23 protein-coding genes are annotated in these 24,458 nt (G+C 66.6%); 10 read left to right on the top strand and 13 right to left on the bottom strand.

Annotation, left to right across the window (positions count from 1 at the left end):
* Position 1: 1 nt before the first annotated feature.
* From AC07U1_RS19710 to AC07U1_RS19690, 5 genes are all read left to right on the top strand, one after another.
* Positions 2–220 (top strand): hypothetical protein, encoded by a 219-nt coding sequence (locus AC07U1_RS19710; RefSeq protein ID WP_056350661.1) that lies wholly within the window; start codon positions 2–4, stop codon positions 218–220.
* Between the two features lie 3 nt (positions 221–223).
* A complete protein-coding gene (gene nrdR / locus AC07U1_RS19705) occupies positions 224–688 on the top strand; it encodes a transcriptional regulator NrdR (RefSeq protein WP_056350659.1) in 465 nt (154 codons plus the stop codon).
* A gap of 89 nt (positions 689–777) precedes the next feature.
* Positions 778–1,425: an RNA methyltransferase gene (locus AC07U1_RS19700; RefSeq protein WP_235535800.1), complete on the top strand. Its 648-nt coding sequence runs from the start codon at positions 778–780 to the stop codon at positions 1,423–1,425.
* Between the two features lie 33 nt (positions 1,426–1,458).
* Complete coding sequence (locus tag AC07U1_RS19695) at positions 1,459–1,734, top strand: hypothetical protein (protein ID WP_056350655.1); 276 nt, start codon at positions 1,459–1,461, stop codon at positions 1,732–1,734.
* A gap of 195 nt (positions 1,735–1,929) precedes the next feature.
* Complete coding sequence (locus AC07U1_RS19690; RefSeq protein ID WP_056350653.1) at positions 1,930–2,172, top strand: hypothetical protein; 243 nt, start codon at positions 1,930–1,932, stop codon at positions 2,170–2,172.
* 10 nt (positions 2,173–2,182) lie between these two features.
* Here the strand turns inward: AC07U1_RS19690 and AC07U1_RS19685 are convergent, their stop codons facing one another.
* On the bottom strand, positions 2,183–2,500 hold the full coding sequence (locus tag AC07U1_RS19685; RefSeq protein WP_056350652.1) for a chorismate mutase: 318 nt from the start codon (positions 2,498–2,500) through the stop codon (positions 2,183–2,185).
* 201 nt (positions 2,501–2,701) lie between these two features.
* Here AC07U1_RS19685 and rpsD point away from each other — a divergent pair, with 201 nt between their 5' ends.
* Positions 2,702–3,313 carry a 30S ribosomal protein S4 gene (rpsD, locus tag AC07U1_RS19680; RefSeq protein WP_056350649.1) on the top strand — a complete coding sequence of 204 codons (612 nt, stop codon included), beginning with the start codon at positions 2,702–2,704 and terminating at the stop codon, positions 3,311–3,313.
* Positions 3,314–3,652: 339 nt separating this feature from the next.
* Here the strand turns inward: rpsD and AC07U1_RS19675 are convergent, their stop codons facing one another.
* From AC07U1_RS19675 to AC07U1_RS19665, 3 genes are all read right to left on the bottom strand, one after another.
* Positions 3,653–3,832, bottom strand: a complete 180-nt coding sequence (locus tag AC07U1_RS19675) for a hypothetical protein (protein WP_056350647.1) — start codon at positions 3,830–3,832, stop codon at positions 3,653–3,655.
* Positions 3,832–4,731: a MerR family transcriptional regulator gene (locus AC07U1_RS19670; RefSeq protein ID WP_495177807.1), complete on the bottom strand. Its 900-nt coding sequence runs from the start codon at positions 4,729–4,731 to the stop codon at positions 3,832–3,834. Before AC07U1_RS19670 ends, AC07U1_RS19675 begins: the two co-directional genes overlap by 1 nt.
* Before the next feature lie 162 nt (positions 4,732–4,893).
* Positions 4,894–5,040, bottom strand: coding sequence for a hypothetical protein (locus tag AC07U1_RS19665; protein ID WP_156377793.1), 147 nt, complete (start codon positions 5,038–5,040; stop codon positions 4,894–4,896).
* Between the two features lie 611 nt (positions 5,041–5,651).
* Between AC07U1_RS19665 and AC07U1_RS19660 the strand changes: the two genes are divergently transcribed.
* The 4 genes from AC07U1_RS19660 to AC07U1_RS19645 all read left to right on the top strand — a co-directional run bounded on the left by AC07U1_RS19660 (position 5,652) and on the right by AC07U1_RS19645 (position 10,064).
* Positions 5,652–7,340, top strand: a complete 1,689-nt coding sequence (locus AC07U1_RS19660) for a M28 family metallopeptidase (RefSeq protein ID WP_200938071.1) — start codon at positions 5,652–5,654, stop codon at positions 7,338–7,340.
* Positions 7,341–7,476: 136 nt separating this feature from the next.
* On the top strand, positions 7,477–8,460 hold the full coding sequence (locus tag AC07U1_RS19655; protein WP_495178464.1) for an agmatine deiminase family protein: 984 nt from the start codon (positions 7,477–7,479) through the stop codon (positions 8,458–8,460).
* A 58-nt stretch (positions 8,461–8,518) separates the two neighbouring features.
* Positions 8,519–9,370: an N-carbamoylputrescine amidase gene (gene aguB / locus AC07U1_RS19650; protein WP_495177808.1), complete on the top strand. Its 852-nt coding sequence runs from the start codon at positions 8,519–8,521 to the stop codon at positions 9,368–9,370.
* Between the two features lie 28 nt (positions 9,371–9,398).
* Positions 9,399–10,064 (top strand): FABP family protein, encoded by a 666-nt coding sequence (locus AC07U1_RS19645; RefSeq protein WP_495177809.1) that lies wholly within the window; start codon positions 9,399–9,401, stop codon positions 10,062–10,064.
* 179 nt (positions 10,065–10,243) lie between these two features.
* Here the strand turns inward: AC07U1_RS19645 and AC07U1_RS19640 are convergent, their stop codons facing one another.
* Genes AC07U1_RS19640 through AC07U1_RS19600 form a run of 9 tightly spaced genes read right to left on the bottom strand, consistent with a single transcriptional unit; the run spans position 10,244 to position 24,454 of the window.
* A complete protein-coding gene (locus AC07U1_RS19640; RefSeq protein WP_495177810.1) occupies positions 10,244–13,945 on the bottom strand; it encodes a DUF6519 domain-containing protein in 3,702 nt (1,233 codons plus the stop codon).
* Between the two features lie 11 nt (positions 13,946–13,956).
* Positions 13,957–16,230, bottom strand: a complete 2,274-nt coding sequence (locus tag AC07U1_RS19635) for a hypothetical protein (protein ID WP_495177811.1) — start codon at positions 16,228–16,230, stop codon at positions 13,957–13,959.
* Positions 16,223–19,270 (bottom strand): putative baseplate assembly protein, encoded by a 3,048-nt coding sequence (locus tag AC07U1_RS19630; protein WP_495177812.1) that lies wholly within the window; start codon positions 19,268–19,270, stop codon positions 16,223–16,225. Before AC07U1_RS19630 ends, AC07U1_RS19635 begins: the two co-directional genes overlap by 8 nt.
* Entirely contained in the window at positions 19,270–21,792 is a 2,523-nt protein-coding gene (locus AC07U1_RS19625) for a baseplate J/gp47 family protein (RefSeq protein WP_495177813.1), read from the bottom strand. Before AC07U1_RS19625 ends, AC07U1_RS19630 begins: the two co-directional genes overlap by 1 nt.
* The gene (locus tag AC07U1_RS19620; RefSeq protein ID WP_056350629.1) at positions 21,789–22,148 is read right to left on the bottom strand and encodes a GPW/gp25 family protein; all 360 of its coding nucleotides are present in this window, start codon (positions 22,146–22,148) and stop codon (positions 21,789–21,791) included. The genes AC07U1_RS19625 and AC07U1_RS19620 overlap by 4 nt, the downstream gene beginning before the upstream one ends.
* Positions 22,145–22,483 (bottom strand): hypothetical protein, encoded by a 339-nt coding sequence (locus tag AC07U1_RS19615; protein WP_056350627.1) that lies wholly within the window; start codon positions 22,481–22,483, stop codon positions 22,145–22,147. The genes AC07U1_RS19620 and AC07U1_RS19615 overlap by 4 nt, the downstream gene beginning before the upstream one ends.
* Positions 22,480–22,998, bottom strand: a complete 519-nt coding sequence (locus AC07U1_RS19610) for a phage baseplate assembly protein V (RefSeq protein ID WP_187142185.1) — start codon at positions 22,996–22,998, stop codon at positions 22,480–22,482. The genes AC07U1_RS19615 and AC07U1_RS19610 overlap by 4 nt, the downstream gene beginning before the upstream one ends.
* Positions 22,995–24,152, bottom strand: coding sequence for a hypothetical protein (locus AC07U1_RS19605; RefSeq protein WP_492739242.1), 1,158 nt, complete (start codon positions 24,150–24,152; stop codon positions 22,995–22,997). The genes AC07U1_RS19610 and AC07U1_RS19605 overlap by 4 nt, the downstream gene beginning before the upstream one ends.
* On the bottom strand, positions 24,149–24,454 hold the full coding sequence (locus AC07U1_RS19600) for a hypothetical protein (RefSeq protein ID WP_495177814.1): 306 nt from the start codon (positions 24,452–24,454) through the stop codon (positions 24,149–24,151). Before AC07U1_RS19600 ends, AC07U1_RS19605 begins: the two co-directional genes overlap by 4 nt.
* Positions 24,455–24,458 lie beyond the last annotated feature (4 nt).

The following is a 24,458-nucleotide window of genomic DNA, read 5'->3' as shown; positions in this document are numbered from 1 at the left end:
CGTGGCACGTCCCAATCCCGAAGAGCCGACGCTGGTCGAAGTCGCGATCGAAGAGGTCAAGGCGATGGGCAAGCAGGGGATGCAGCATCCTTCGACAAAGCCCGTGCTGACCGGCGGCGCGATCGGCGCCGTCGCGGGGATCGTGCTGCCCGTCATCAGCTGGCCGGTCGGCCTGTTCGCGGGCGCCGCGATCGCGCTTTACAGCCGGGTGAAACGCTGACCGATGCGTTGTCCTTATTGCGGCCATGAAGACAGCCAGGTGAAGGACAGCCGTCCGACCGAGGATGGCGCGGCGATCCGGCGGCGGCGGCAATGCGAGGATTGCGGCGCGCGCTTCACCACCTTCGAGCGTATCCAGCTGCGCGAAGTCGCGGTGCTCAAGGCCGACGGCGGCCGCGAGCCGTTCGACCGCGAGAAATTGATGCGCAGCGTCCAGATCGCCTGCCGCAAGCGCCCAATCGACGCCGCGCGCATCGAGCGGCTGGTGTCGGGCATCCAGCGCCAGCTCGAAACTTCGGGCGACAACGAGGTCAAGGCATCGCAGATCGGCGGCATGGTGATGGAAGCCCTCAAGGGCTTCGACAGCGTCGCCTATATCCGCTTCGCCAGCGTCTATCGCGAATTCACCGAGGCGAAGGATTTCGAAGAATTCGCCTCGACGATCAACGAGGCGGCGCACAAGGGGTGAACAAGCAAACCGCCCCCGACGCCCCGCCTCCCGTCATCGTCCTCGTCCGCCCGCAGCTTGGCGAGAATATCGGCAAGGCGGCGCGCGCGATGCTCAACTTCGGGCTGACCGAGTTGCGGCTGGTGACCCCGCGCGACGGCTGGCCCAACCCCGACGCCGGCCCCGCCGCGTCGGGCGCCGACATCGTGCTGGCCGAGGCGCAGGTGTTTGCCAGCCTCGCCGAGGCGACCGCGGACTGCACGCACATCTATGCGACCACCGTCCGCAAGCGCGGCGTGATCAAACCCGTGCTGACCCCCGAAGCCGCGGCGCGGCAGGTTCATGCGACGGCCGGACGCTCGGCCTTCGTTTTCGGCGCCGAGCGGTCGGGGCTGGAGACCGACGATGTCGCGCTGGCGCACAGCATCGTCACCGTGCCGATCAATCCCGAATTCGGATCGCTCAACCTGGCACAGGCGGTGATCCTGCTCGCCTATGAATGGTCGAAGGGTCAGGATCTGGCGCAGCCGCCCGTCGCGGAACTCGCGCCGACCGCCGAGCATGCCGAATATGAAGAACTGATCCAGCATTTCGTGCGCGATCTCGACGCAGCAGGCTATTTCTTTCCCGAAAACCGTCGCGCGGCGACGCTCCGAACATTACGCACCACGCTCACCAAGACGGGCTGGTCGTACAATGATATCAGGATGATGCACGGCATCATAACGGCTCTTGGCCGAACGCCGAAAAACCGTTAAGGAGCGCCAAATCGTTTCAGGAGTTACTTTCCCATGATGACCCTCATCCTGTCGCTTGCACTCGCCGCCGCGGCCGCCGAAACCCCGCCCGCCGACGGAGCGACGACCGCCCAGCCCGCGAAGCCCGAAAAGCCGAAAAAGATCTGCAAGGCCACCAAGATGACCGGCAGCTCGATCGGCCGCCGCGTCTGCAAGACCCAGGAACAGTGGGACGCCAGCCAGTCCGCGAACATCGATGCGATCAACCAAGGCTATAAGCAGAATGTCGGCGTCGGCGATTCGCCGCTTGGCGGCGGCGGCAACAACTAAGCGCATCGCTCAGCAAACCCATCGATTGAAAAGGCGGTCCATGCGTTTCGCTTGGCCGCCTTTACTCATACCCCCTTCCACGACTGGACAAGCTGTCCGCATCACGGATAGCATCGACCTCATGAATCGGCTCGGGGAATTGGCCGGCATATGGAGAGGTCCTGTCGGCCATATTCGCTAGGAGTTTGACTACCCATGATGACATTGCTGCTCTCTCTCGCCCTGGCCGCCGCCGGGACGACCGGTCCGGATACCGCCGAACGCCCAGCGAGCGGACAGGCTGCCAAGCCGGCGAAACCCAAGAAGGTCTGCGAACGGATCGAGTCGACGGGCAGCAGCGTGCCCAAGAAGGTCTGCCGCACCGTGCAAGCGCCGAAGGCCGCAATCGACGCCGCCAACACGGTTCCGGAAAAGCCCGCGGGCAACAGCACCAACTGATCGCGGCGGGTCAGGCCGGATCGGTACGAATCCGGTCCCAGCGGACCATCTCATACGCGATCGACTGTTCGACCAGTTCGTCCCACACCGCACGCAGCCGCGCGGGCTCCAGCCCGGCGGCTTCGGCTTCGCGCGCCACATTGTCGAGCACCTGCGCCTTGCGCGGCTCGTCGCGGACGACATTGCGGTCGGTCTTGATGCGCGCTGCGGCGTCCATATAGCCGAAACGGCGAACCAGCAGCGCGACGAGTTCGCGGTCGACCTCGTCGACCCCGGCACGGACGTCGATCATCGTTTCGCACTGTTCGGGAGATTTGGCAGCGGTCATGCGCGCTGGCTTTAGCGGCTTTTTCCCGCCTGTCGAGCCGGCGCGGCAATGCTTGACTTTCCCCACTGCCCCGTCTAACCGCGCGCCTTCGCAATGGACCCCGCACCCCGGTGAAGCGGCGGTCGCATATGGCATCTGCCCATATGGTGCGACCCGGGAACCGCCGAAATCCTTCGGCACACAGCATATTGGAGACGACAAATGTCGAAGCGCCAGAGCGCCAAGTATAAACTCGACCGCCGGATGGGCGAAAACATCTGGGGTCGCCCCAAGAGCCCGGTCAACCGCCGCGAATATGGCCCCGGCCAGCACGGCCAGCGCCGCAAGGGCAAGGTGTCCGATTTCGGCATCCAGCTCCGCGCGAAGCAGAAGCTGAAGGGCTATTACGGCGACATCACCGAGAAGCAGTTCAAGAAGAACTATTTCGAAGCGTCGCGCATGAAGGGCGATACCGGCCAGAACCTGATCGGCCTGCTCGAGCGCCGCCTCGACGCGGTCGTCTATCGTTCGAAGTTCACCCCGACGATCTTCTCGGCGCGCCAGCTCGTCAGCCACGGCCACGTCTATGTGAACGGCGTGAAGTGCAACATCGCGAGCCGCCTCGTGAAGCCGGGCGACGAAATCACCCTCGGCAAGAAGGCGCAGGAAATGGCGCTGGTCGCCGAAGCGCAGAGCCTGCCCGAGCGCGACCTGCCCGAATATCTCGCCATCGACGGCACCAAGGCGACCTATGTCCGCGTTCCGACGCTCGACGAAGTGCCTTATCCGGTGAAAATGGAACCGAATCTGGTCGTCGAATTCTATTCGCGCTGATCCGGCGGTTCATCGCAGGATACAAAAGGGGCGGTCCGCAGGCGGGCCGCCCTTTTTCCGTTGGGCGACGAGCCCCGAATATTCGAGTTGATGTTAGTCAGAAGCCTATATTGATTCCAAACATCGCCTCTGAGCTGATATCTTCCCCAATGCCTGCTTTGCGCCTCCAATCAAACTTCGGTGTGGGGATTTGATCGCTACAAAGCTACCGCGTTTCTGATGACTATTATGTCTGCTTCCGGCGATGAAGGCTAAGTCCAGGGCATCATGAAGTTGGATAGGGCGACGTACGGGTAATGGACAGTGCCCTAAGGGATAAGTCGGTGGCGGTTGCCGGCCTTATCCCAGCTTCGCAAGGATCACTGACGCCGCCGGCAGCGCCAAGGCAAGGAGGGTCGGCAGGCGATAGTGGGCACGCTTTGGATCGCACCGGAGCGACCAGATCACCGCCGAACTGCCCATCATTGCGAGCAGGAGAGTGGCGCCAATAGCGAGGATGATCTGGGCAGCGGGATCCATCAATCAGACTCCTCGATGATACGCCTGATGGCGGCAGCACTATGGCCTCCGGCCTGCAACTCACGAACGCGCTCCAAGCGTTTTCGGTGCGCGATCTGGACATCCGACGGCGGCAGTTCGTGAATGAGAATGGGCTGGACACTCTCGCCCCAGACATGGGCGAAGATCGCCTCGGGCGCGAGGAAGAGGCCGCTTCGGATCCGGTCCTCATTTTTGCCCAAGATGGCATCTTGGCCGGATACGAAAACAAAGCGGAGACCACCGTCCTCGAGCGGAATCACGACCCATTCCTGACTGCCCCAAGTGCCGATGCGGCCGTCGTAGACATATCGATATGCGCTCTGGTTGAGGTCGATGAACAATTGGAGCGGGAGGCGGTCCTCCTCTTTCAGACGCGCGGCAAACGCTGTGATGTTTGAGACTTCATCATGAAAATTGTGGATGTCGAAGGCTGCGGAATCGAGGATGTCCTGCTCCGACATCGCGAGCCGGTCCGGCTTTTTGACGGCGTCGCGCGTACCGAAACGCTCGTCCCAGCTCTGCGTCCGCACCTCGACCTCTCGCCCGGCGCGGTAGTGCTGGAGGTCGGAATGCACAGTGAGCGCATCGTACAGGCCTAGGAAGTTGCATTCCGCTCCGAGCGCTAGCTCGGTGCCGCGTTGCAGAAGGGCCGCCATTTCGCGGAGAACGGCGATGTTCACGCCGAAGCGTCGCATCTCGAACAGCACCGCGGCGATATTTACCTGGAAGATATCGAACTTGCGATGGCGGCCTTTCCCGGCACCGCCGCGTGAAGGGACCAAGAGACCACTCTTGAGCCAGAAGCTCATAACATCATCGCTGGCGCCGATGCGCTCGGCGATCTGCTGGCGGGTAAAGTCGATCTCGAGATACTGCATATGGCCTCGGGCACGCCAATAAAGGTCCATGAGTCCTTTGTAAAGGTCTATCGGTCTTTTGTTAGTTTGCGGCGATGAAAGGTTCGGATGGTGCTCGAGTCATCAGCCTGACTGGGCTGCGACGTCTCGCGGCGCTGGGGATCCCCATCGTCCATACCTTGCTCAGGCCCGTCGGCGCGGCATACCGGGATCTGGCATCTTGTAGTGAGTGCTGTCGGGCTTGCATCGCACAGACCAGATGATGGCGGGCAGAGAGCGCATCAGTTCCCGGATGGCGATACATCCGACAATCAGCAGCAGTTCGGTCATTGGGAAACTCCTGAATTAATCTGAGCGCAGTGTCATTTGTCACTGAAGCGCGTTACCGCCGTCAGATAGCCGATTTCTGGTGGACAGAATCCCATCCGCCAGCCGATGTTCTCGATGGAATCACTAGCCTCGGTCCGCTTGCGGCTCGAGTTGATACTGGACAGTGAAACCGCCAATCTACGGCTTTGCACACCGATTTTCCGCTTTGTGTTTTGTAGGAAGAATGTACTAGCACGGTGCTCAAGGACAGGTCTGTCCGAGCAATAAACCAAGAACGGTCAGTTCCGTCCGGGGCGAACGGCTGAGGTTGGCGCGTTGTCATCGCCGCTCGCCTAGAAGAGCAAACATTCTCGCCCATATGCTCGGAAGCCGCGATCTTGGATTTCTAAATTGGTGTCCGCTTTCCCGATGCGGACTGTGGAAGCGGACGTTCTCTTAGCGACCAATCCAAATCATTCGTCGAATAACCGCCATCTGGCATCCAAAACACGCTGTCCGAAAGCCAGCCAATCCGATGTCAACGCACGGTTCGCAGCCCCCCGCCCTTGCATCCCCCTGCCCCGGCTGGCACAAGCCCGGTCGTCGCAAACGAAACCATTCAAGGACATTCCATGCTGCGTTCCCCCCGATCCGCCGCGGCCTTCGCGGCCCTTCTGTCGCTTGCCGCATGCGGCGGCGGCGACAAGACGGCAACCGATACCGCCGCCACCGCCATCCCCGACGTCCAGATCCCCGAACTGTCGCTGAAGACGCTTCAGGACGTGACCAAGGAATTGTCGTCCGACGCCTATGAAGGTCGCGCGCCGGGGACGCCGGGCGAGGAAAAGACCGTCGCCTATATCATCAAGAAATATGAGGAAGCGGGCCTGAAGCCCGGCAACAACGGCCAATGGACGCAGGACGTGCCGCTGGTCGAGATCACCGCGCAGAACGCGACGCCGCTGTCCTTCACCGGCGGCAAGACCCCGGTGACCGCGCAATATGCGAAGGACTATGTCGCGTTCAGCTATCGCGTGACGCCCAAGACCGCGATCAAGGACAGCGATGTCGTCTTCGTCGGTTACGGCATCAACGCCCCCGAAAAGGGCTGGAACGACTATGCCGGGCTTGATGTGAAGGGCAAGACCGTCGTCGTCCTCGTCAACGATCCCGACTGGCAGACCAAGGAAGCCAAGGGCGAATTCAACGGCCGCGCGATGACCTATTATGGCCGCTGGTCCTATAAATATGAGGAAGCCGCACGGCAGGGCGCCGCGGCGGTGCTGATCGTCCACGACACCGAACCCGCCGCCTATGGCTGGAACGTCGTCGAATCGAGCAACACCGGCACCCAATATCTCGCCGAGAGCAAGGACGGCGGCGCCAGCCAGACCGTCGCCAACGGCTGGATCCAGCTTGCCAAGGCCAAGGAACTCTTTGCGAGCGCCGGCCTGGATTTCGACAAGCTGCGCGACGCGGCGAAGGTCAAGGGCTTCAAGTCCGTCGCGCTGACCGGCGTGAAGGCGAACTTCTCCTTCGACAACCAGATCGCCAAGAAGATGTCGCGCAACGTCATCGGCGTGCTGCCGGGCGCCAAACGTCCCGACGAATATGTGCTCTACACCGGCCATTGGGATCATCTGGGCCGCTGCACCCCGGTCGCGGGCGACGACATCTGCAACGGCGCCGTCGACAATGCGAGCGGCATCGCCGGCCTGGTGACGCTGGCGCAGGCGTTCAAGACCGCCGGCGCGCCCGACCGGAGCATCGTGTTCCTCGCGGTCACGGCCGAGGAATCGGGCCTGCTCGGCTCGAAATTCTACGCCGAAAACCCGATCTTCCCGCTCGCCCAGACCGTCGGCGGGGTGAATATGGACGCGCTCAACGCGGTCGGCCCGACGAAGGACATCGTCGTCGTCGGCGGCGGCAAGTCCGAACTCGACGCCTATGTCGAAAAGCTCGCCAAAATGAGCAACCGCGTGATCAAGGCCGAACCGACCCCCGAAAAGGGTTTCTATTACCGGTCGGACCATTTCAGCTTCGCCAAGCTCGGCGTCCCGATGTTCAACTTTGGCAGCGGCGACGACCTGGTCGTCGGCGGGGTCGAGGCGGGCAAGAAGGCCTCCGAAGACTATGAAAAGAACCGCTATCACGCGCCGGGCGACGAATATGAGGCGATCACCAACTGGGACGGCATGATGTCGGACCTGCGCCTTTATTATGCCGCAGGGCGGATGTTGGCGATGACCGACGCCTGGCCGAACTGGGTTGAGGGCGACGAATTCCGCGCCGCCCGCGACAAGTCGCGCGCCGGCAAGTAACGACGACAACCGCTCCTCCGCGGTTGCGGGGGGCTTCAAGTTCCGGCAATCCAGAATGGCAGAGGCCGTTCTGGATTGCTGCGTTCTGGATGACACGGTCGATGCCGTCGGCATCGAGGCAGAGGACCTTCACGCGATGACATTGCGCATGCCCGCCGAATGGGCGCCCCACGACGCCGTCTGGATCGGCTTTCCCCATATGGCCGAGGAATGGTCGGGGCAGATCGACGCGGCGCTGCGCGATGTCGCCGCTTTCGCCAACGCCGTCCATGACGGCGGGCGCGGCGAAAAAGTGCATCTTCTCGTCCGCGACCATGACAATGCCGATATCGCCGAGGCGCTCGTCGATGAGGGCGTGCAGTTGTTCGTCGCCCCCTTCGGCGATATCTGGCTGCGCGACACGGGCCCAATCATCGTCGGCACCGGCACCCAGCGCGAGGCGCGCAATTTCGACTTCAACTGGTGGGGCAACAAGTTCGTGATGCCCGGCGACCGTGAGATCGGGGCGATCCTGGCCGCGCACGCGGACCTGCCGACGCAGCACCTCGACTGGGTGCTCGAAGGCGGCGGCATCGACGTCGACGGCGCGGGCCTGTGCGTCACCACCGAAGAATGCCTGCTCAACAGCAACCGCAACCCGTCGCTGACGCGCGAGGATATCGCGGCGCGGTTGCACCAGTCGCTCGGCATCGAGCGGCTGCTGTGGCTCGGCAACGGGCTGGTCGGCGATCATACCGACGGGCATGTCGACAATCTCGCGCGCTTCGTCGGCGAAGGGCGGCTGGCGATCCCGGTCGCCGAGGGCGATGAGGATCCCAACGCGCATATCTACGCCGACGCGCGCGCGCGCGCCGCAGCATTCGGTGGGGTCGAGATCGTCGACCTCCCCTCGCCGGGCCGGGTCGAGATCGACGGCGAAATCGCGGCGGCGAGCTATATGAACTTCTACATCGGCAACAGCACAGTGGTGGTGCCGACCTATGGCGTCGCGAACGATGCGGCGGCGGTCGAGGCACTGGCTGCGCTCTTCCCCGATCGCCGCGCGGTCGGGGTGCCCGCGCTTGGCATCATCGCCGGCGGCGGCAGCTTCCATTGCTCGAGCCAGCAGCTTCCGGCCTAGCATCGCGCGCGAAGCCGCTTATATTCGGCTCGATTTGATTTCCATCACGGATCCCCGAATGACCCGCACCCTTACCGTCGCCGCACTTCAACTCGCCCTGCCCGGCCCTGTCGAGCCGAATATCGAGGCGGTTACCGCGCTCGTCGAGGAAGCCGCGGCGAAGGGCGCGCAGGTCATCCTGCCCCCCGAATTGTTCGAAGGCCCCTATTTCTGCCAGGTCGAGGACGAGGCGCTGTTCGCAACCGCGCGGCCGACCGCCGAGCACCCGAGCGTGCTTGCGATGCAGGTGCTGGCGGCAAAGCTGAAGGTCGCGATCCCGACGAGCTTTTTCGAGCGCGACGGCCATCATTATTACAACACGCTGGCGATGATCGGTCCCGATGGCGACATCATGGGCACGTACCGCAAATCGCACATCCCCGATGGCCCCGGCTATGAAGAGAAATATTATTTCCGCCCCGGCAACACCGGGTTCAAGGTTTGGGACGTCTTCGGCGCCCGCATCGGCGTCGGGGTGTGCTGGGACCAATGGTATCCCGAATGCGCGCGCGCGATGGCGTTGATGGGCGCCGAACTGCTTTTCTATCCGACCGCGATCGGCAGCGAACCCTATGACGCCGATCTCGACACCAGCCGCATGTGGCGCCGCGCGATGCAGGGCCATGCGGTGTCGAACTGCATGCCGGTGATCGCCGCGAACCGCATCGGCACCGAGGGCGAGGCGAACTTCTATGGACACAGCTTCATCAGCGACGAATGGGGCGATCTGACGCAGGAGTTTGGCGCCGCCGAGACCGGCGTGCTGGTCGAGACGATCGACCTCGACCGCGCGGCGAAGCACCGGGCGGGGATGGGGTTCTTTCGCGATCGTCGCCCACATCTCTATGGTCGATTGGTCGAGGATATCTAGTTTCTATACTAGTTTTGGGGGCCAAGCAGTGGAATTACCGGACGATATTTTTACCGAACCCGAGGATGTCGATCCCGAGACCCTCGCCAATCTCGGCCCCCTCGCGCGGTTCGCCGGGATCTGGGAGGGCCAGCGCGGGGTCGATATCAATCCCAAGGCGGATGGCCCTGAAACCCGGGACTATTATGAGCGGATCGAGATGCAGCCGATCGACCCGCAAGCGAACGGCCCGCAGCTTTTCTATGGCCTGCGCTATCACCTCCACGTCAACACGCGCGAAGAGGACATCAGCTTTCACGACCAGGTCGGTTACTGGCTGTACGAACCGGCGACCGGGCTGATCCTGCAGACGCTGGCGATCCCGCGCGGGCAGATCGCGATCGCGGCGGGGCATGCGGCGCCCGATGCGACGAAGCTGGTCCTCAAGGCGACCCGCGGGCAAACCGAATATGGCATTTGCTCGACGACTTTCCTCGACCTGGCCTTCACCACCGAATCCTATGAGATTTCCGTGGAGTTCCATAAAGATGGGACATGGAGCTATGTCATCGACACGACCCTGCTGGTGAAGGGTCGCGACGAACCCTTCCTCCACCGCGACCGGAATCACCTGTCCAAGATCGGCGAACCCGACCTCAATCCCTGGGCGAAGATCGCGCGCGGACTCGCCCCGTCGGTCGAGAAGGCAGAATAGCGAGCGAAAGAGGCCCAACGAGTAAGGGCGAGCCCCTGTGGACTCGCCCCATGACCCCAAAAGGGACTCGAACCCTTAACGGCACCAAATCACACTGCCGATTTATCAATCAAGGCCAAGTGGAACATGGCCGATTCTCGCCGAAATTTCAAGAAAATTCGCGAAATCCGGCGAGAATTTCAGGGCCGATTGTCGCGGCGCAACAGAAACTCCGGCGCCCGGATCACATTGTTCGAGGACACATTCTCGACCAGATTGTCCGACGCGACCCACAGGAAATGGCTGGTACTTTCGAATTCGAGAATCGGCTGCACCGCGATGCCGATCCGGCCGACCGAAATGCGATTGTCGGCGATCTTGAGATAGGTGCCGATGTCGCCCCACACCCGGATGCCATGCTGGATTGGCGTCCTGGCGCCGCGCCCCGCCCAATCGAGCGTGTTGCGCTGGATCCGCAGCGTATCGACATTGCCGACGAACAGTCCCATCGACACATAGACGTCGTCCCCCGGCTTGCGCAGCGACAGGTGATTGTCGGCGATCGAGACCGTGCCGGCTCGGATCATCTTCGGATCATTCCGGCTGACCCCGACATGGACACCCCGCAGGAAACCGAAAACCTTGTTGCCGCGAATCGTCACGGTGGTGAGCGTCGTGCCGCCGCAGGTGATCGCCTGCCGCGCATAGCTGGGCATGTCGCTGGTGAAGCGGCCGAACCAGGCGACCGCGGTCGGCAGCGTTTCGCGGAAGCGATCATTGGATGCCATCAGCGAAGCGAGACGCTGAAGATAGCGGATCAACGCCCTGCCAGTATCGACATTTTCGGGCGGGGGCCGCAAATCCAGCGCCTTGTTCCAGTCGGCCTGGCTGATCGGCGAATCGAAGCTGACCGCGACCGACCCGACCTGCACGGTCACCTTGCCCCCGCTCGCCGCCTCGCCGCGCGCGCGTTCGGTGCGCGCCGCTGGCTCGCCGATCAGCACCAGCGAACGCTTCACCTCGTTGTCGAGGGCCGCCATGCGCGTGTCGCCGATGCGTGTCCCGAGCGTGCGGATTGCACGGCGAAAGGTCGGTGCCCGGTCGGCGTCGGCGATGACGACATCGCTGAGCCGCTTGATATAGGACTGGACCCCGGCGATCGTCCGGCTTTCATCGGAACGCGGCGGCTCGGCGGTATAGAGCGCTTCCCATTCGGCCTGCGGCATCGGCGATTCGAATTCCGCGACGAGCGTCCCGACGCGAAAAAAGCGCTTGTCCCCGCGGCCCTCGGCCTCGACCTCGGCGGCATTGGCGACGAGCAGGTTGATCACATGCTTGCGCCAACGCGCGTTTTCGAGCTGCTGCCCGGGTGTCAGCCCCGCCTTGCCCGCGACCACCGCCAGTTCGTTGTCGGCGATGACGGTGCTGACCGCATTGGTGACGAGAATGCCGTCCTGCGCCAGCCCGATCGCGAGTTGGTTGTTGGTCACATGCACCGAATCGAGCGGCTTTTCGTCCGATCCGCGGATCGCGAGGCCGGTGCGCTCGGTCTCCGCACCGCCGCCGCAGCGCAGCGACAGCCCCGAAACTTCGACCGTCGGTGTATCGAGGATCGTCACCACACCCTGGCGGAACTGGATCTTGCCGATTGCTCCCGATCCGTCGGGCGCCGCGACATCGAGGTCGCGCAGCGTCACGCTCTTGCACCCTTCGAAATGGAGCGCGCATTCGGCGCGCCGCGCGACGATCCGCGTCCCCGCACCGGCGCCATGGATGGTGAGGTGCCCCTTCCCCGTCAGTTCGACCCGCGCGTCGGTTTCATAGGTGCCGCGCTGGAAGCAGATGGCGGCGTCCTCGTCATCCTTGATCGAGTTCAGTATCGCGACCCAGTCGCTGCCTTCGGTGATGACATAGGTCGAGCAGCCAACCTGCGTCAGCGTCGCGAGCTTTTCGATCGCTTTTTGCACCGTATTCTCGCCCGCCAGCGCCGGGGTGTTCACCGGATCGAACGAGGTCGCCGCGGCGGTGCTGAGGTTGGCGTCGAAGTGGATCGGCAGGTGGGTCGGATTGCCCGCGGCGTCGAGCAGGCGCGCGATGACGCGCTGGTTCGGCATTGCGGCATCGAGCGACCAGTCGATCGTCGCGACCCCGTCGGGACCGGTGGTCGCCTTGCGCATCTTCAGATTGTCGGCCTCTGGACCAAGGCGACCGTCGCCACCGGTGATCTCGAACTCGACGTCGAGTCCCGGCAACGGCGTCTTGCCCCGGATCACCCCGACGCGCAACGGCGCCGCGAGCGGCAGGCGTGTCGCTGGCGCGAGCGGGTTCGGCATCGCCTCCTGCCCGTCGCCGCCAAGGTAGAGGAAGCTGCGCAGCGCGGTGAGCGGCGGGAAGATGTTGCGGCAATCGCTGCCGACCGACCATGTGCCGTTCGCCGCGCGGTTGACCAGCGCGAGCGCGGCATAATGATGGACGATCCCCCTGGGCGGCAGCAGCGCCTCCGCCCCCGTCGCCTCGTCGGCCGGCCATTCGATCGTCGCGGCGAGCGAGCGCGCCGGGATCTGCCAATGGTCGCCGGTCGCGAGCCGTCCGGCGGCGAAGAAGACCTCGATCCCCTGCTCGACCGCCACCCAGCCGCCGGGCACGATGTCGACCGGCAAGCCACCCTCCCAGCGCCGGACGATGCCGCGCGCCGGCAGTCCGCCAAGGTCGGGGGCGCCCGATCCGTCGGTGAGTGCGACGAGCGTGTCGGGGTGGCGTATTTCGCCCAGGCTGGCGCGGGTGCCGTTGATATCCGAAAGGCGCGCGAAGAAGCCCGGCTGGCCGCTGAGCAGCCGGGCCTCGTCGACGATCTCGACCCAATCGTCGCGCTTAAGAGCGCTCGGCTCGTCGGGGCCGAGGCTGTCGAGGATCAACGCGCCATTGTCGATTTCGGCATAGCGCGCCTCGCGCGTGCCATTGTCGCGCGACCATTTCCAGCGCCCGCCCGCCGCGCCGCCATTGTGAACCTCGATGCGGTAAAGATGGTTTTCGAGGCTGCGATAGCCGCCGGTCGCGGGGAGCGCGCACGGATCGGCGACCGCCGCCGCGGCGCGGGCGCGCGCCGCGATCCGCCCCGCCGCCGCGGGGCCGAAGGGCGACCAGCCGGGGGCGAAGCTGGTGCAACTGATCGGCGCGGTCGCCGCATTCGCCGCGATCAGATCGGCGAAGCTCGCGAATTTGACCTGCCAGACGATCTGGTCGCGGATCGCGGTGTCGGGGCCGCCGAAGGCGCTTTCGCGGATCAGCGGATCGTCGGCGGCGGTGACCGGCCGTTCCCAGACGTCGAGATAGGCGAGATAGTCGCCTTGCGCCTGAGGCAACGCATTGGCGGGCCAGAAGGGCTGGCTTTCGGCGCTGCGATACAGGTCGGCGGCGATGCCGTTCGCCGCCGACAGCGCCGCCGCGGCGTTGAAGGTCTGGAGACCGTCGACATCGTCGAGCAGCGTCGCGACGCGCACCGCCTGCGCGAGCGTGTTGCCCGCAAGCACCAGATAGTCGCCGACCGCCACCCGCGCGCCGCCACCGACCCGCCAGCGCGTCGCCGCGCCCGCCCCCGACTGCCGCGTCAGCGCCAGCCGGACCGGCGCGGCGTGCGACAGGCCGATGCCGTCGACATAGGCCTGTCCGCCACCAATCAGCAGGGTTTGCGCGCCCGCCCCGGCGAGGATGGCGAAGCCCGGCGCGTCCTCGGGAAATCCGCTGGCGCCGATCACCGAGCGCGCGGTGGTGCGCAGCGCGCCGCGGTGGATGTCGCCCTCTTCATTCCAGTCGGCGTCGGTGAACAGCCGCCCCTGCTGCATCCGCACGCTGCTGTACCCCTTGGCGGGGCGGAAGGTGTCGCGGGTGAAATCGCCAGTCATCGTCTTTGTCCTCAGGTCTGGAACAGGGGTGCCGCCACCAGTCCGAACGGCAGATATTCGTCGAGCATGTCGTCAAGATTGGCGCGCCGGAACGGCACACCGGCGCCGAAGCCGGCGCCCATTTCGGCGCCGCCGAAGGCGCCCGCCGCCACCGCATCCGGACAGGCCAGTGCGAGCTGTCCGAAGGCGCTGGCGGGATAGGCGCTGGCGGTGAAGATTGGCGTCACGCTGCGCGCGAGGCGCCGCTTCTCGGTTTCGGGCAAGGGCGCCGGGGCGCCCTGCTCGGCGTAGGCGATGACCATGTCGGGCTGGCAGCGGTAGCGGCGCGGGACGCGGGAGGTGAGCGGCGCGTAACAGAAGCGCACGCAGCCGCGCTGGCGCTGCGCGGCGCGCGCGGTGCCGAGGAACAGGCTGTTCTCGGCCTCGATCGAGCGGACTATGGTCCGCCCGAAGACCGTGCTGCGCGCGATGTCGGCGTCCGCGGCAGGCGCATCGACCACGAGGGCGAGCAGGTCGGGATCGGCCTGCAGGTCACGATCCTCTCCGATGATCGAGTCGGCGATGCGAAGTCCGCCGCCCGCCGGGCCGAGCGCGAGCGGGCCGGTGATGCTATGATCGACCATGACCGCAAGTTCGCCATTTTGCGAAATCACGCGCAGCCCCTTGGCCAGCCCCGCCGCCGATGCGCCGATCGTGCAGTGGCGCAGATCGAGCGAGCCGAGCGCGCCCGCCATGATCGCCACCTCGCCCTCGACCAGCAGACCATCGAGAATGAGCCGTCCGGCCTCCTGCCCCGCCCCCGGCGCGATGCCGCGCACGCGCAGGTCGCCGCGGATATGCGGGCGGCGATACATCGGCGCGAGCGCCGTGAGGTCGCGTTCGATCACCCCGCCGGCGCGTTCGACCGTCGGCCAGGCCATCGCCGCGATCGCCAGCCGCGCGCCCGCGGGGATCTTCAGGATATGCGCGGCATCGCTGAGGTCCTCGGCATAGCTCGCATTGTCGAGCATCAGGATCAGCCCACGCGTGCCCGCGCTCGCCGCCGCATTCCAGCGGGCGATCGCTTCGGCGAGCGACGCGACCACCACCCCGCCCTGCAACACATTGTCGGTCTGGTCCTCGGCGCGCGCCGAGACGCCGATCACCCACGGTGCTGTAGCGCCTTCGACAAAGAGCTCCTCGCGCCAGGCGGCGACGCTGGCGGTCCGGTCGTAGGGACCGCCGCCGATCGGGAACGGCGCGGCGAAGGCGCAGCTCGTCTCGACGCTTTTGCCCTGATCGGTCGCGTGGAGCGCGAGGCGGCCGAGTTCGGGATCGAACAGGACATGCCCGGCCTGTTCGGGCCGCCGCCAGGTCGGGTTGCCCCCGCCATCGTCGCGCGTTTCGAGGTTGCAGCTGTGCAGCCGCTCGGGCGGCACCTCGGCGCCGCCGAGCCGGATGCGGAGCACCGGCGCCTCGTCGAACCAGCCGCTCTGTCCGCCGTCGCGGAGCCGGTTGAGGTCGCGGTGGAGCAGCCGCCGGTCGAGCGGCGCGGGGACCATGCGCATATCGACGCGCCCGGCGATCGAGCGGTCCGCCTTGGGCCGGTTGAACAAAGCGCGGTCGGCGCCGAGCGGGTCGAAATGGCGGAAGCCCGGGCCGATCGCCGAGGCGCGCGGCACCAGCCCGCCGACATAGCCCGCCGCCGCGTTCGAGAGGAAGCCGAGCGGAAAGGCGTCGAGCCGCCAGATGAACAGCCCGACATGCGGGATCGCGTGGCGCCCCGACAGGCTGTCGGCGGGTCCGGCGGCGGCGCTGTGGCACGCGGTGCCGAACGCCCCTTCGCTCAGCCGCGCGGCCTCGGCATCGCGGATCGACGCGGTGCCGAGCGCGCCGGGGCGGACATGGTTGACGTGCTGGCTCCAGATCAACTTCTGGAAAAATTCGACCGCGACGACTGGCCAGCCGGTGACGTCGCGCGCGATCTGTTCGATCGCGGCGGCGGTGCCCTTCGCCTGGCGATAACCGAGGGTGTTGGCGATATAGCTGCGCAGGCCGACCTCGCCGGCGCCGAAGCTGCGCATCGGCCGCGCCCCGATCAGCGCGCCGATATAGGGGATGACCCAGGGTTCGCAGCTTTCGATGAACCAATTGTCGTAGAGCTGGTCGAGGTCGCGCTCGACCACCGCGAGTTCGCCGGCGAGCAGGCCCATCAGCGCTTCGAGCGCCCGGCCCTCGCCGGCGTCGCGGTTGCGCAGATGCTGTGGCAGCAGTTCGATCAGCGGCACGGGCGGACGATTATGCACGGGCGGCCTCCACGGTCAGCGCGATGCCGGCTTCGAGCAGGGTGACGAGTTCGGCGGCGGCGAAGTCGGCGTTTTCGGTCGCGGGCAACAGCCGCGCCCCCTGTGCCGGCAGCACGGTCGCGAGGCTCGCCGCGCCAACCGGCGCACCGCCGTCGGAGATCAGCGCGAGCTGGTCGAGATCGACCCCGACGACGCCGGGCACCGCCTGCAGCGCCGCGATGACTTCGGCGGCGCTGACGACCTGGCCGATATTGCGGCGCGCGAAGCCGAAGGTGTCGAGCAGCAGCGCCCTCGCCGCGAGATCGACATCCTCGGCGCGATAATCCGGGTGGTGGAACAATCGCGCCGCCAGCTGGAAGAAACGCCGCGCCGCGGGCATGACGACGAGCCGGTGCGACCGGTCGCGCGCGGCGTCGGCGGCGGCCTGGAGGTTGGCGATGACCGGCGCATCGTCGTCGAGAATGACGTCGCTGGTGCCGGTGATGCTGACGAGGACGAGCTGGCGGCTGCCCGACCAGAGCTGCGCCGCCAAAGCCTTGCCGACCCCGGCGAAGTTCGCGGCGAAATCGCGATAGTCGATCAACGAGACGATCCGCCCCAGCGTCTTGACGTCGCGCGGCGCGCCCTGGCGAATGTCGGCGAGGCTCTCGGGTGCGGCGCTGCCGCTCGCGCGGCTGGGATTGACCACCGAGCGGATGCCGAGCGGGCGGGTCTTGAGCTGGATGATCGCCTCGTCGGCGACCTCGCCCGCAAGGCCGATGCCGGCGCGATAGGTGGCGATAATGTTGAGTTGTCCGGTCGGCAGGCGGCTGCCGCGAAGGCCGTCGCCGAACTGCACCCATGTATTGCCGTCATCCTCGCCGCGCACCGCATAGACGCGGTCGTCGGGTCCGGCGTCGTAGAGCGTCGGCACCTCGTGCCACAGCAGCCCGTCGACGCGGATGGCGAGCGACGAGGCGCGGCCGGTCGGCGTCTCGGCGCTGACATAGGTGAGCGGCGCCTTGGTCAGCTTGAAGCGCTGGAAAATCTGCGCGGCATCGCCCGAGCCCAATTGCTCCTCATAGGTCTCGCCATGAGTCGCGGCGGCCATGTTGGCGTTCACGGTGACGGTCGGGCGGCGATAGCTGTATTCGGGGCCGCTCTTGAGCAGCAGCCGGGTGAAGCCGCCGATATGGACGACGTCGCTGACCGTCAGCGTCTCGCTTTCCGCGAGGCCGTCGGCGTCGCTGCGGTCGCCGGCGATCGAGATCGTCTGGCCATCGACGAGGTCGAGATAGAGCGCATCGAGATCGATCGCATCGGCCCCGGCGGCGATGTCGTCGCGGATCGGGGTACCGGCGAGGGCGAGCGGCGCGCTGGCGCCGAAGAGATGCGCGGTGCGGAAGAGGAAGTCGTTGAGCGGCGACGCGTCGCCCGGCGCGGGGATCGTGAGCGCGCTGCCGTCGGGCTGGCGGAAGCTGACCCCGCTGCTCTTGCCGGTGAGCGCGAAGTCGGCGCGCGCTTGCGTCGCCACCGCCGCGACGCGGAACACCATCGCCTCGCCGTCGGGCGTCTCGATCGCCGCCCAGCCGTCGGGGACGATCTCCTTCACCTCGCGCTCGAGGAAGACATGCGCGCCGGTTAGTTGAACGCCCTGGCTGTCGGTCCAGATCGCCACGTCGCCCGAATCCCAGCTGGCGCCATGGCCATGACCGGCGGGGAGCGAGGCATATTTGGGCGCGGCTGAGCCGAAGAAACTGCAATCGTCGCGCAGCACATAGAGGCCCGGCCGCGCTTCGGAGGTTTGCGGCGCGTCGACCTGTTTCTGGCGGCGAACGAGATGCATCAGCTTGACCCGCGACCAGGACTGGCTCTTGACCAGCGCGGTCAGCGCGGGACCGGTCCACACCGCCTGGCGCACGACAGTCTTCACCGTGTCGCTGGTGAACGCGAGCCGCACGGTGGGCATCGCCAGCCGTTTGAAGCGCGGCGAGCGGCGCGCGGGCGATCGTTTCACCGCGTCGGGCGTTTCGCCGCCGCGCGTCGCGATGAGCCGGGTGACGCCAAAGTCGCGATCGTCGGCCGCGCTGACCACGCGCAGCGTCGAAGCCGCGACCTGCCGCGTGTCGTCGGCGGCGACGATGACCCCGACAACGACGATACGCTGTCCGGGCCGCAGCCCCAGCCCGGTGCCGCGCAAATATATCTCGTCGACCGGCAGCGCGCGCAGCACCGGCTCGACCTCGGGATTCAGCGCATGGGCAGCGATCCGTTCGGCGAGTTCGCCGGCGAGGTCGGTGTCGCCATCGATCGGATGATAGGGCGCCAGCGCCGCGACGTCGCTGAACAGGCGCGGCGCCACCTGCCCGGGTTCCAGCGGCTCGCCCGGCACCGGCAGCTTGAAACTATTGTCGAGGTCGAAGAGGAAGATATTGCCGTTGTCGGCATGAGCGGGATTGCCGCTATCGTGGAACAGCGCCAGCGGCTGCTGGTACAGCGTGCGCGCCGGCATCGCATTCCATTCGGCGCGTGCGGTGATCGGGGCGACGGTTTCGAACACCTGCGGCAATTCGCCCTTGCGCGTCGGCACCGACATCGCCTGCACCCCGACGGGGATCTCGACGGCGCGATAAGGATCGTCCGACGCCTCGACGGTGAAGGACAAGGCGACCGACGCCGCAACCCCGGGAGCAGGCTCGTAGCCGATCATCCGCGCCATTTCGACGAGCGAGCGGCGCTGCGTCGCGGTGCCGACATAGGCTTCGTTGGCGACGCGCTCGCTGTAGAAACTGAGTATGTCGAGCGTCGCCGCGAAGCCGTCGAACAGCGCGATTGTCGGATCGTCGGTCGCGCGCGTGCGTAAATCCGCCAGCGGCTGGAGAGCGGCCTTGCTGTCGGGGTCGATCACGGTCTGGCGCGGCAATTGCCACAACATACGATCGATGAATTCGGGATAGGTGCCGATGCGATAGGCGATCGAGGCGAGCCCCGGCCGGTTGTCGGGGCGCTTTTCGTCGCGGTCGGTCGCGCCGCAGATATTGGCGGGGGGCTTGTGCGCCATCAGCGTCCTCCCGCCATCAGAAAGGCGATGCGCCCGAAATCGGGAAAGGTCGGATCATTGTCGAGCCGCGCGACCTCGTTCGGCGCGATCGGAATTTCGGCGTCGTCGGCGAAATCGATGCCGGGCTGGTCGAGCCGCCCGAAGCGGCCCTTGACCGCCCCTGCCCCGTCGCGCGTGCCGATCCATTGCACCCCGGTCACCTGCATCGCGCGCGCAATGATCGGTGAGAGCAGGATATTGTCGCCGAAGCTGAAATTGTCGGGATGGAAGAAGCCGGGCCGGCCATCGCGCATCAGCCGCGCGGAGAAGATGTCGAGCAGGTCGCGCTCCACATCGCCGGCATAATGATCCGAGCAGACGCAGACGAAAAGCCTGATGTCGAGCGGCACGAAGCGCGGCGGCACGATTTCGAGGTCGTGACCCGCGAGGCGATAGCTGGCGAGATGATCGCGCAGCGCGCCTTCGAACGCCTCGTCGACCGCGCCGCCGCCGCGGCGGTCGATCGCGAGGAAGATGGTGTTCCAGCTGCCGGTCCAGCGCCGTTCGCCATAGGCGCGCTGGACTTGCGGATGTGTCTCGGCGGCGGCGACATAGTCGCCGGGGGTGACGGCGCGGCGTTGTTTGCGAAAGTGCTGCGGAGCGGCGACGCGGATCGCGGCGGCGGGTTCGCGGTCGCGGCCGCCGATACCCGCCAAGGGATTGCGAACGCCCGCGATTGCGCCGCCGTCGTCGGTCACGACATGCGCGATCGCGTTGATCCCGATGTTGCCGCGGCGGCCGCCGCCGTGGCGGATGCGCGCGGTCATCGCCGCGCCGTCGGTCGGGCGCCGCCCCGCCGAGCCGTCGCCGAAGCGCGCATAATGGGCGGCGTCGGTGGCCTCGATGACGAATTCGGGGGCGAAGGGATCGGAGGCGAGCAGGTCGGACACCGCGCGCCAGCTTTCGCCGTCGCCGGCAAGTTCGACCGCGGCGAGCGGCTGGCCGGCGGGCGCAAGCGCCACGCGCGCGGACTGGCCCCGCGCGGCCTCGCCATCGTAGCCGACGCCATGGACGATCGCGTCGGCGGCGAGGCGGTAGCGCAGCAGCGCGCCCGGGCCGTCGTCGGGCGCGAGCCCCGAGCGGTCGGGACCGCCGACCGCGATACCGTCCTCGCGCGCCTGGGCCGGGGTCAGCCCATAGTCGATCGTGCGGCCCTCGTCGGCGAGGATGATGTTGCCGTGCGCCAGCGCGCCATTGGGGGTGAGGTTGAGCGGGAAGGTCAGCGCGTCGTCGGCGAACCAGTCGATGCGGACCAGCGCCTTGGCCATCACCGGATCGACGACATCGACCGGGTCGGCGGACAGCCGCACGAGCTGGCGGTGCGCCGGATCGGGCGGGTCGGCCTCGCCGCCGCCGAACGGGATGCGTTCCTTGAACAGGATCAGGTCGCCGCGCGCGAGGCCGAGCGCTGCGCGGGTGCCGACGAGGAAGGCGGTGGTCGACCCGGCGGGCAGGCAGCAGGCGGCATCGCCCCAGTCGTGGAGCCGCATCGCGTTGCGCGCGACACGCAGCGAGCGCAGGTCCTGCAGCGTTTCGAAGACCAGCGCGCCGCCGCCGACCAGTTCCTCGAAAATCTCGGGATCGCGCGGCTGGACCGGCGCGAAGGTCGCGGGAAGATCGATCGGGCTGGTCAGCAGGCGGGTGCCGACGGGCAGGATCGGCGGCTGCCCCGCGGCGCGCGTGACATTCGACCGCGCGGTGACCATCACCGGCACCCGCGCATTGCAGCCTTCGGACGCGCTGTAGCCGAGCAGCCGGGCGTGGCGGAGGATCGACTGGCGCAGCCGGGCGCGACCAAAAAACGCCTCGGTCCCCACCGCGTCCTGGAACCAGCTCGTCTGGTCGGCGGCATAGGCCAGCGCCTCGACCAGCGTCACGCCGAGGTCGGCGGGGCTGCGTTCGGTCCAGCCCGGCAGGCTGACCGCCATGCGGTCGAGCATCAGCTGGCGGAAACTGTCATAATCCTTGGCGAGATAGTCGATCGGCGGGCCGAAGGCGCGCGGCGCGCCGGGCCCATCGGGCGCGGCGCAGTCGAAGGCCGAGGGGCATTCGGCCTTGAAGCTGAAATCGAGCGCGGCGAGCATCGGGTCGAGGAAGGGCGGCACCGTGTCATTGACCGCCCCGAGCCGCACCGACAGCCGATAGGGCGAATAATCGCCCGCGGCGTCGAGCGTCAGCGTCAGGCTGTGCGCCACCGGCCCCGCCGCGACATCGGTGACGCGGATGCCGGTGACGCGGGTGCCGCCGTCGATGCGAAAATTGTCGGCGTCGAGCAACGGCACCCCCGCCGCGAGAACGCCGTCGTCGCGCAGGAAGACGAGCGTCAGCAGCCGCTGGCGCAGCTCAGGAGTCGGCGCGTCGCGGTCGACGACCTCGAGATAGTCGATTCCGTTCAGCAGCACCCCGCCGCCGGTGTCGACATTCGCCTCGGCGACGCGCTGGCGGCGGCGCTCGGTGCCGCAATATTGGAAGGCGGCGGTCAAAACACCTGCTCCACGGTGACGACACGCTCTCGCGCCTCGTCGAGCGGACGGTAGCGGACGGTGATCGCGAGGCGGCTGTCCTCGGCGGCGGTTTCGACCCCGCGCACCTCGATCGCGCCCGACAGCCATTGTTGCAGCGCCGCCATCACCATATGCTGCGCCGCCGCCGCGAGTTCGGGCGCGTTTTCGGAGAAGACAAGGTCGTTGACCCCGGCGCCGAAATCGGGGCGGTTGACGCGCTCGCCGCGCCGCGTGAACAGCAACAGCTCGATCATCTCGCGGATATGCGCCTCATGCGCCGCGCCCGCGGTGCCACCATTGGCGTCGATGCGATAGGGAAAGCCGAAGTGGGTCATAGCGCGAGCACCTTGGTCTGGACGCTCGCCCACACGACCGGACCCTGCGGCGCCTGGGTCGCGGCGATGCCGAGGTCGCCGGGGTTCATCTTGAGCGCGGGCTTGCCCTCGACCATCACCTTGCTCGACGCGCCGAGCAGTTGCAGCGTGACGCAGGGTGACGGCGTCGGACCCGCGGGAAGCTGAAACGGGCAGCCCGCGACCATGCCCTTGTCGCCCATCACCAGCGGCGGCGCGCCAACGACCAGCACCTTCGACGCCGACGACAACAAGGTGCCGGGGATGGCGTGCGGGCATTGGGCGACCGAGGCCATGGTGACGAGCGGGATCGTCATGGCAATATCTTCAAATTGGCGCCGTTGATCGACACGCCGTCGATCGCGAGCTTCACCGTGCTGGCGCCGTGGGTGATGGTGAGGCCGGTGGGATCGGCCTCGATCTTGGCGGGCCCCATCGCGGTGGTGAGTTCGAGCGCCAGCGTCGGGGCGCCGGGGATGTCGAAGATTTCGAGGCTGAAATTCTCCCCCTTCCACGCCTTGGTCAGGAAACCGACCGGTCCCGGCGGCGCGGGGGTGTCGCCAAGGTCCCAGAAGCCGCCCGACCAGATCGGATAGTCGGGATTGCCGCCCTCGAACTCGACCCACACTTTCGCGCCCTTGGGCGGGATCGCGTAGAGGCCGACGCCGGGGCCGGCACCGGGCAGGCACGGCATCGCCCAGGCGAGCGTGCCGTCGCCGAGCACCCCCGGCACGCTGACCTGGATACGGCCGATGCCCTGCAGGTCGGCGGGGTTTTCGACCGTGCCGCGATATTTGCCGTAAAAGGTCGGGCAGGCGTCGGCGGGGTTCATGGCAGCACCATCGGCGCCATCGGCAGGCGGTCGCCACGGGTCAGCATGAACTGCTGCTCATAGCTGCCCGGCCTGATCAGGTGGCGGACCTCCGACACCTTGTAGAGCCCGCCATAGCTGAGCCCGGCGCCGCGCAGGAACACCAGGTCGCGTGCCTTGAGCGCGGCGTTGTAGCGCGTCGAATCGAGGGTGCCCGACACGGTGAAGGCCTTTTTCGCGCCTTCGTCGATCTTGGCCTGCGCTTGCCCCATCGCCTGGCCGATGTTGAGCCCGGTGGTGGTGATCGGCTCGCTGCGCGTCGAACCGAACCGCGCGACGGTTTCGGGGATTGCGCCGAGCGGCGGATTGCTGCCGACGAGCGCGATCACCGGCATTTCGACCCCGGTGATCCGGTCGAGCACCTTGGTCTCGACCGAGGTCAGCACGGTGTCGTCCTCCGACGTCGTGACGTCATAGGCGTCGGACCCCGGCCCCATGTCGACCGTCAGCGTGCGTTGCGGCACCCCCGGCTTGACCGGCGGCCCCCAATAGAGGGTGTTGATCCCCGGCACCGGGCCGGGGTCGATATAGGTTTCATAGCCATGGCGGCGCGCCATCTGGTGCAGATAGGCCCAGTCCGAACAGCTTTGCTGCGGCACCCGGTCGATCGGGATCGGCGGGTCGATGAATTTGGGCGGCAGCACCATCGGCAGCATGCCGAACTGCGGATAGGACACGGCGATCAGCGTCGCGATCATCGTTTCGTCCATCGCCGGATGCTCGGTCTGCTTGACCTCCTTGTCGAGTTCCATGCTGAGATCGCGGCCGAACAGCGTCAGCACCCCCGACCGCGAACCGTTGCCCGGCGTATATTCGCGCTTGGTCACCAGCCCGTCGAAGATCACATAGGGGATCACGTCGAAGATCATGGTGACGATGGCGCGGCAGCCGCGCTGGAGTTGCGGGTGCATGATCAGCGGCGATTCGAGGAAATCGGTCGGGCCGGTGCGCCCGGTGTTGATCGACAGCTTGAAGCCCGATTCGGTGGTGTCGGTCAGCTTAACCTCGAGGTCGGCGATCGCATTCATCACGTCGGCGGGCGCCGGCAGCGCGACCGGGCTGGGCCCGATCAACAGGTTGAGGCGGATGCCGAGGATGTTGCCGAGCAGGCTCATCCGGCGGCCCTTCCCGTCCCCGGCACGGGGATCAGCGTGATGTCGCCCGGCTGACCGGGCAGCGCCGCGGGATGGGTCACCCGGTTGGCGTCGGCGATCATCCACCAGGCGGTCGGGCTGGCGAGGTTGCGCCAGGCGAGCAGGTCGATGCGGTCGCCGTCGACGGCGCGGTGGCGCGTCGCGATCAGCGTGTCAGCGGGGTCGGGCAGGATGCGCGGCAGCACGTAACGCACCGTCACCCCGTCGCCGCGGTCGGCGGTGAGCACCGGCTGATGGGCATAACGGCTGGTGAGCGTGAACATGCGG

Source organism: Sphingopyxis sp. GW821-FHT02C12, from assembly GCF_059421785.1.
The sequence above is the reverse complement of the archived record's forward strand: the minus strand, read 5'-3'. Positions and strand labels throughout refer to the sequence as shown.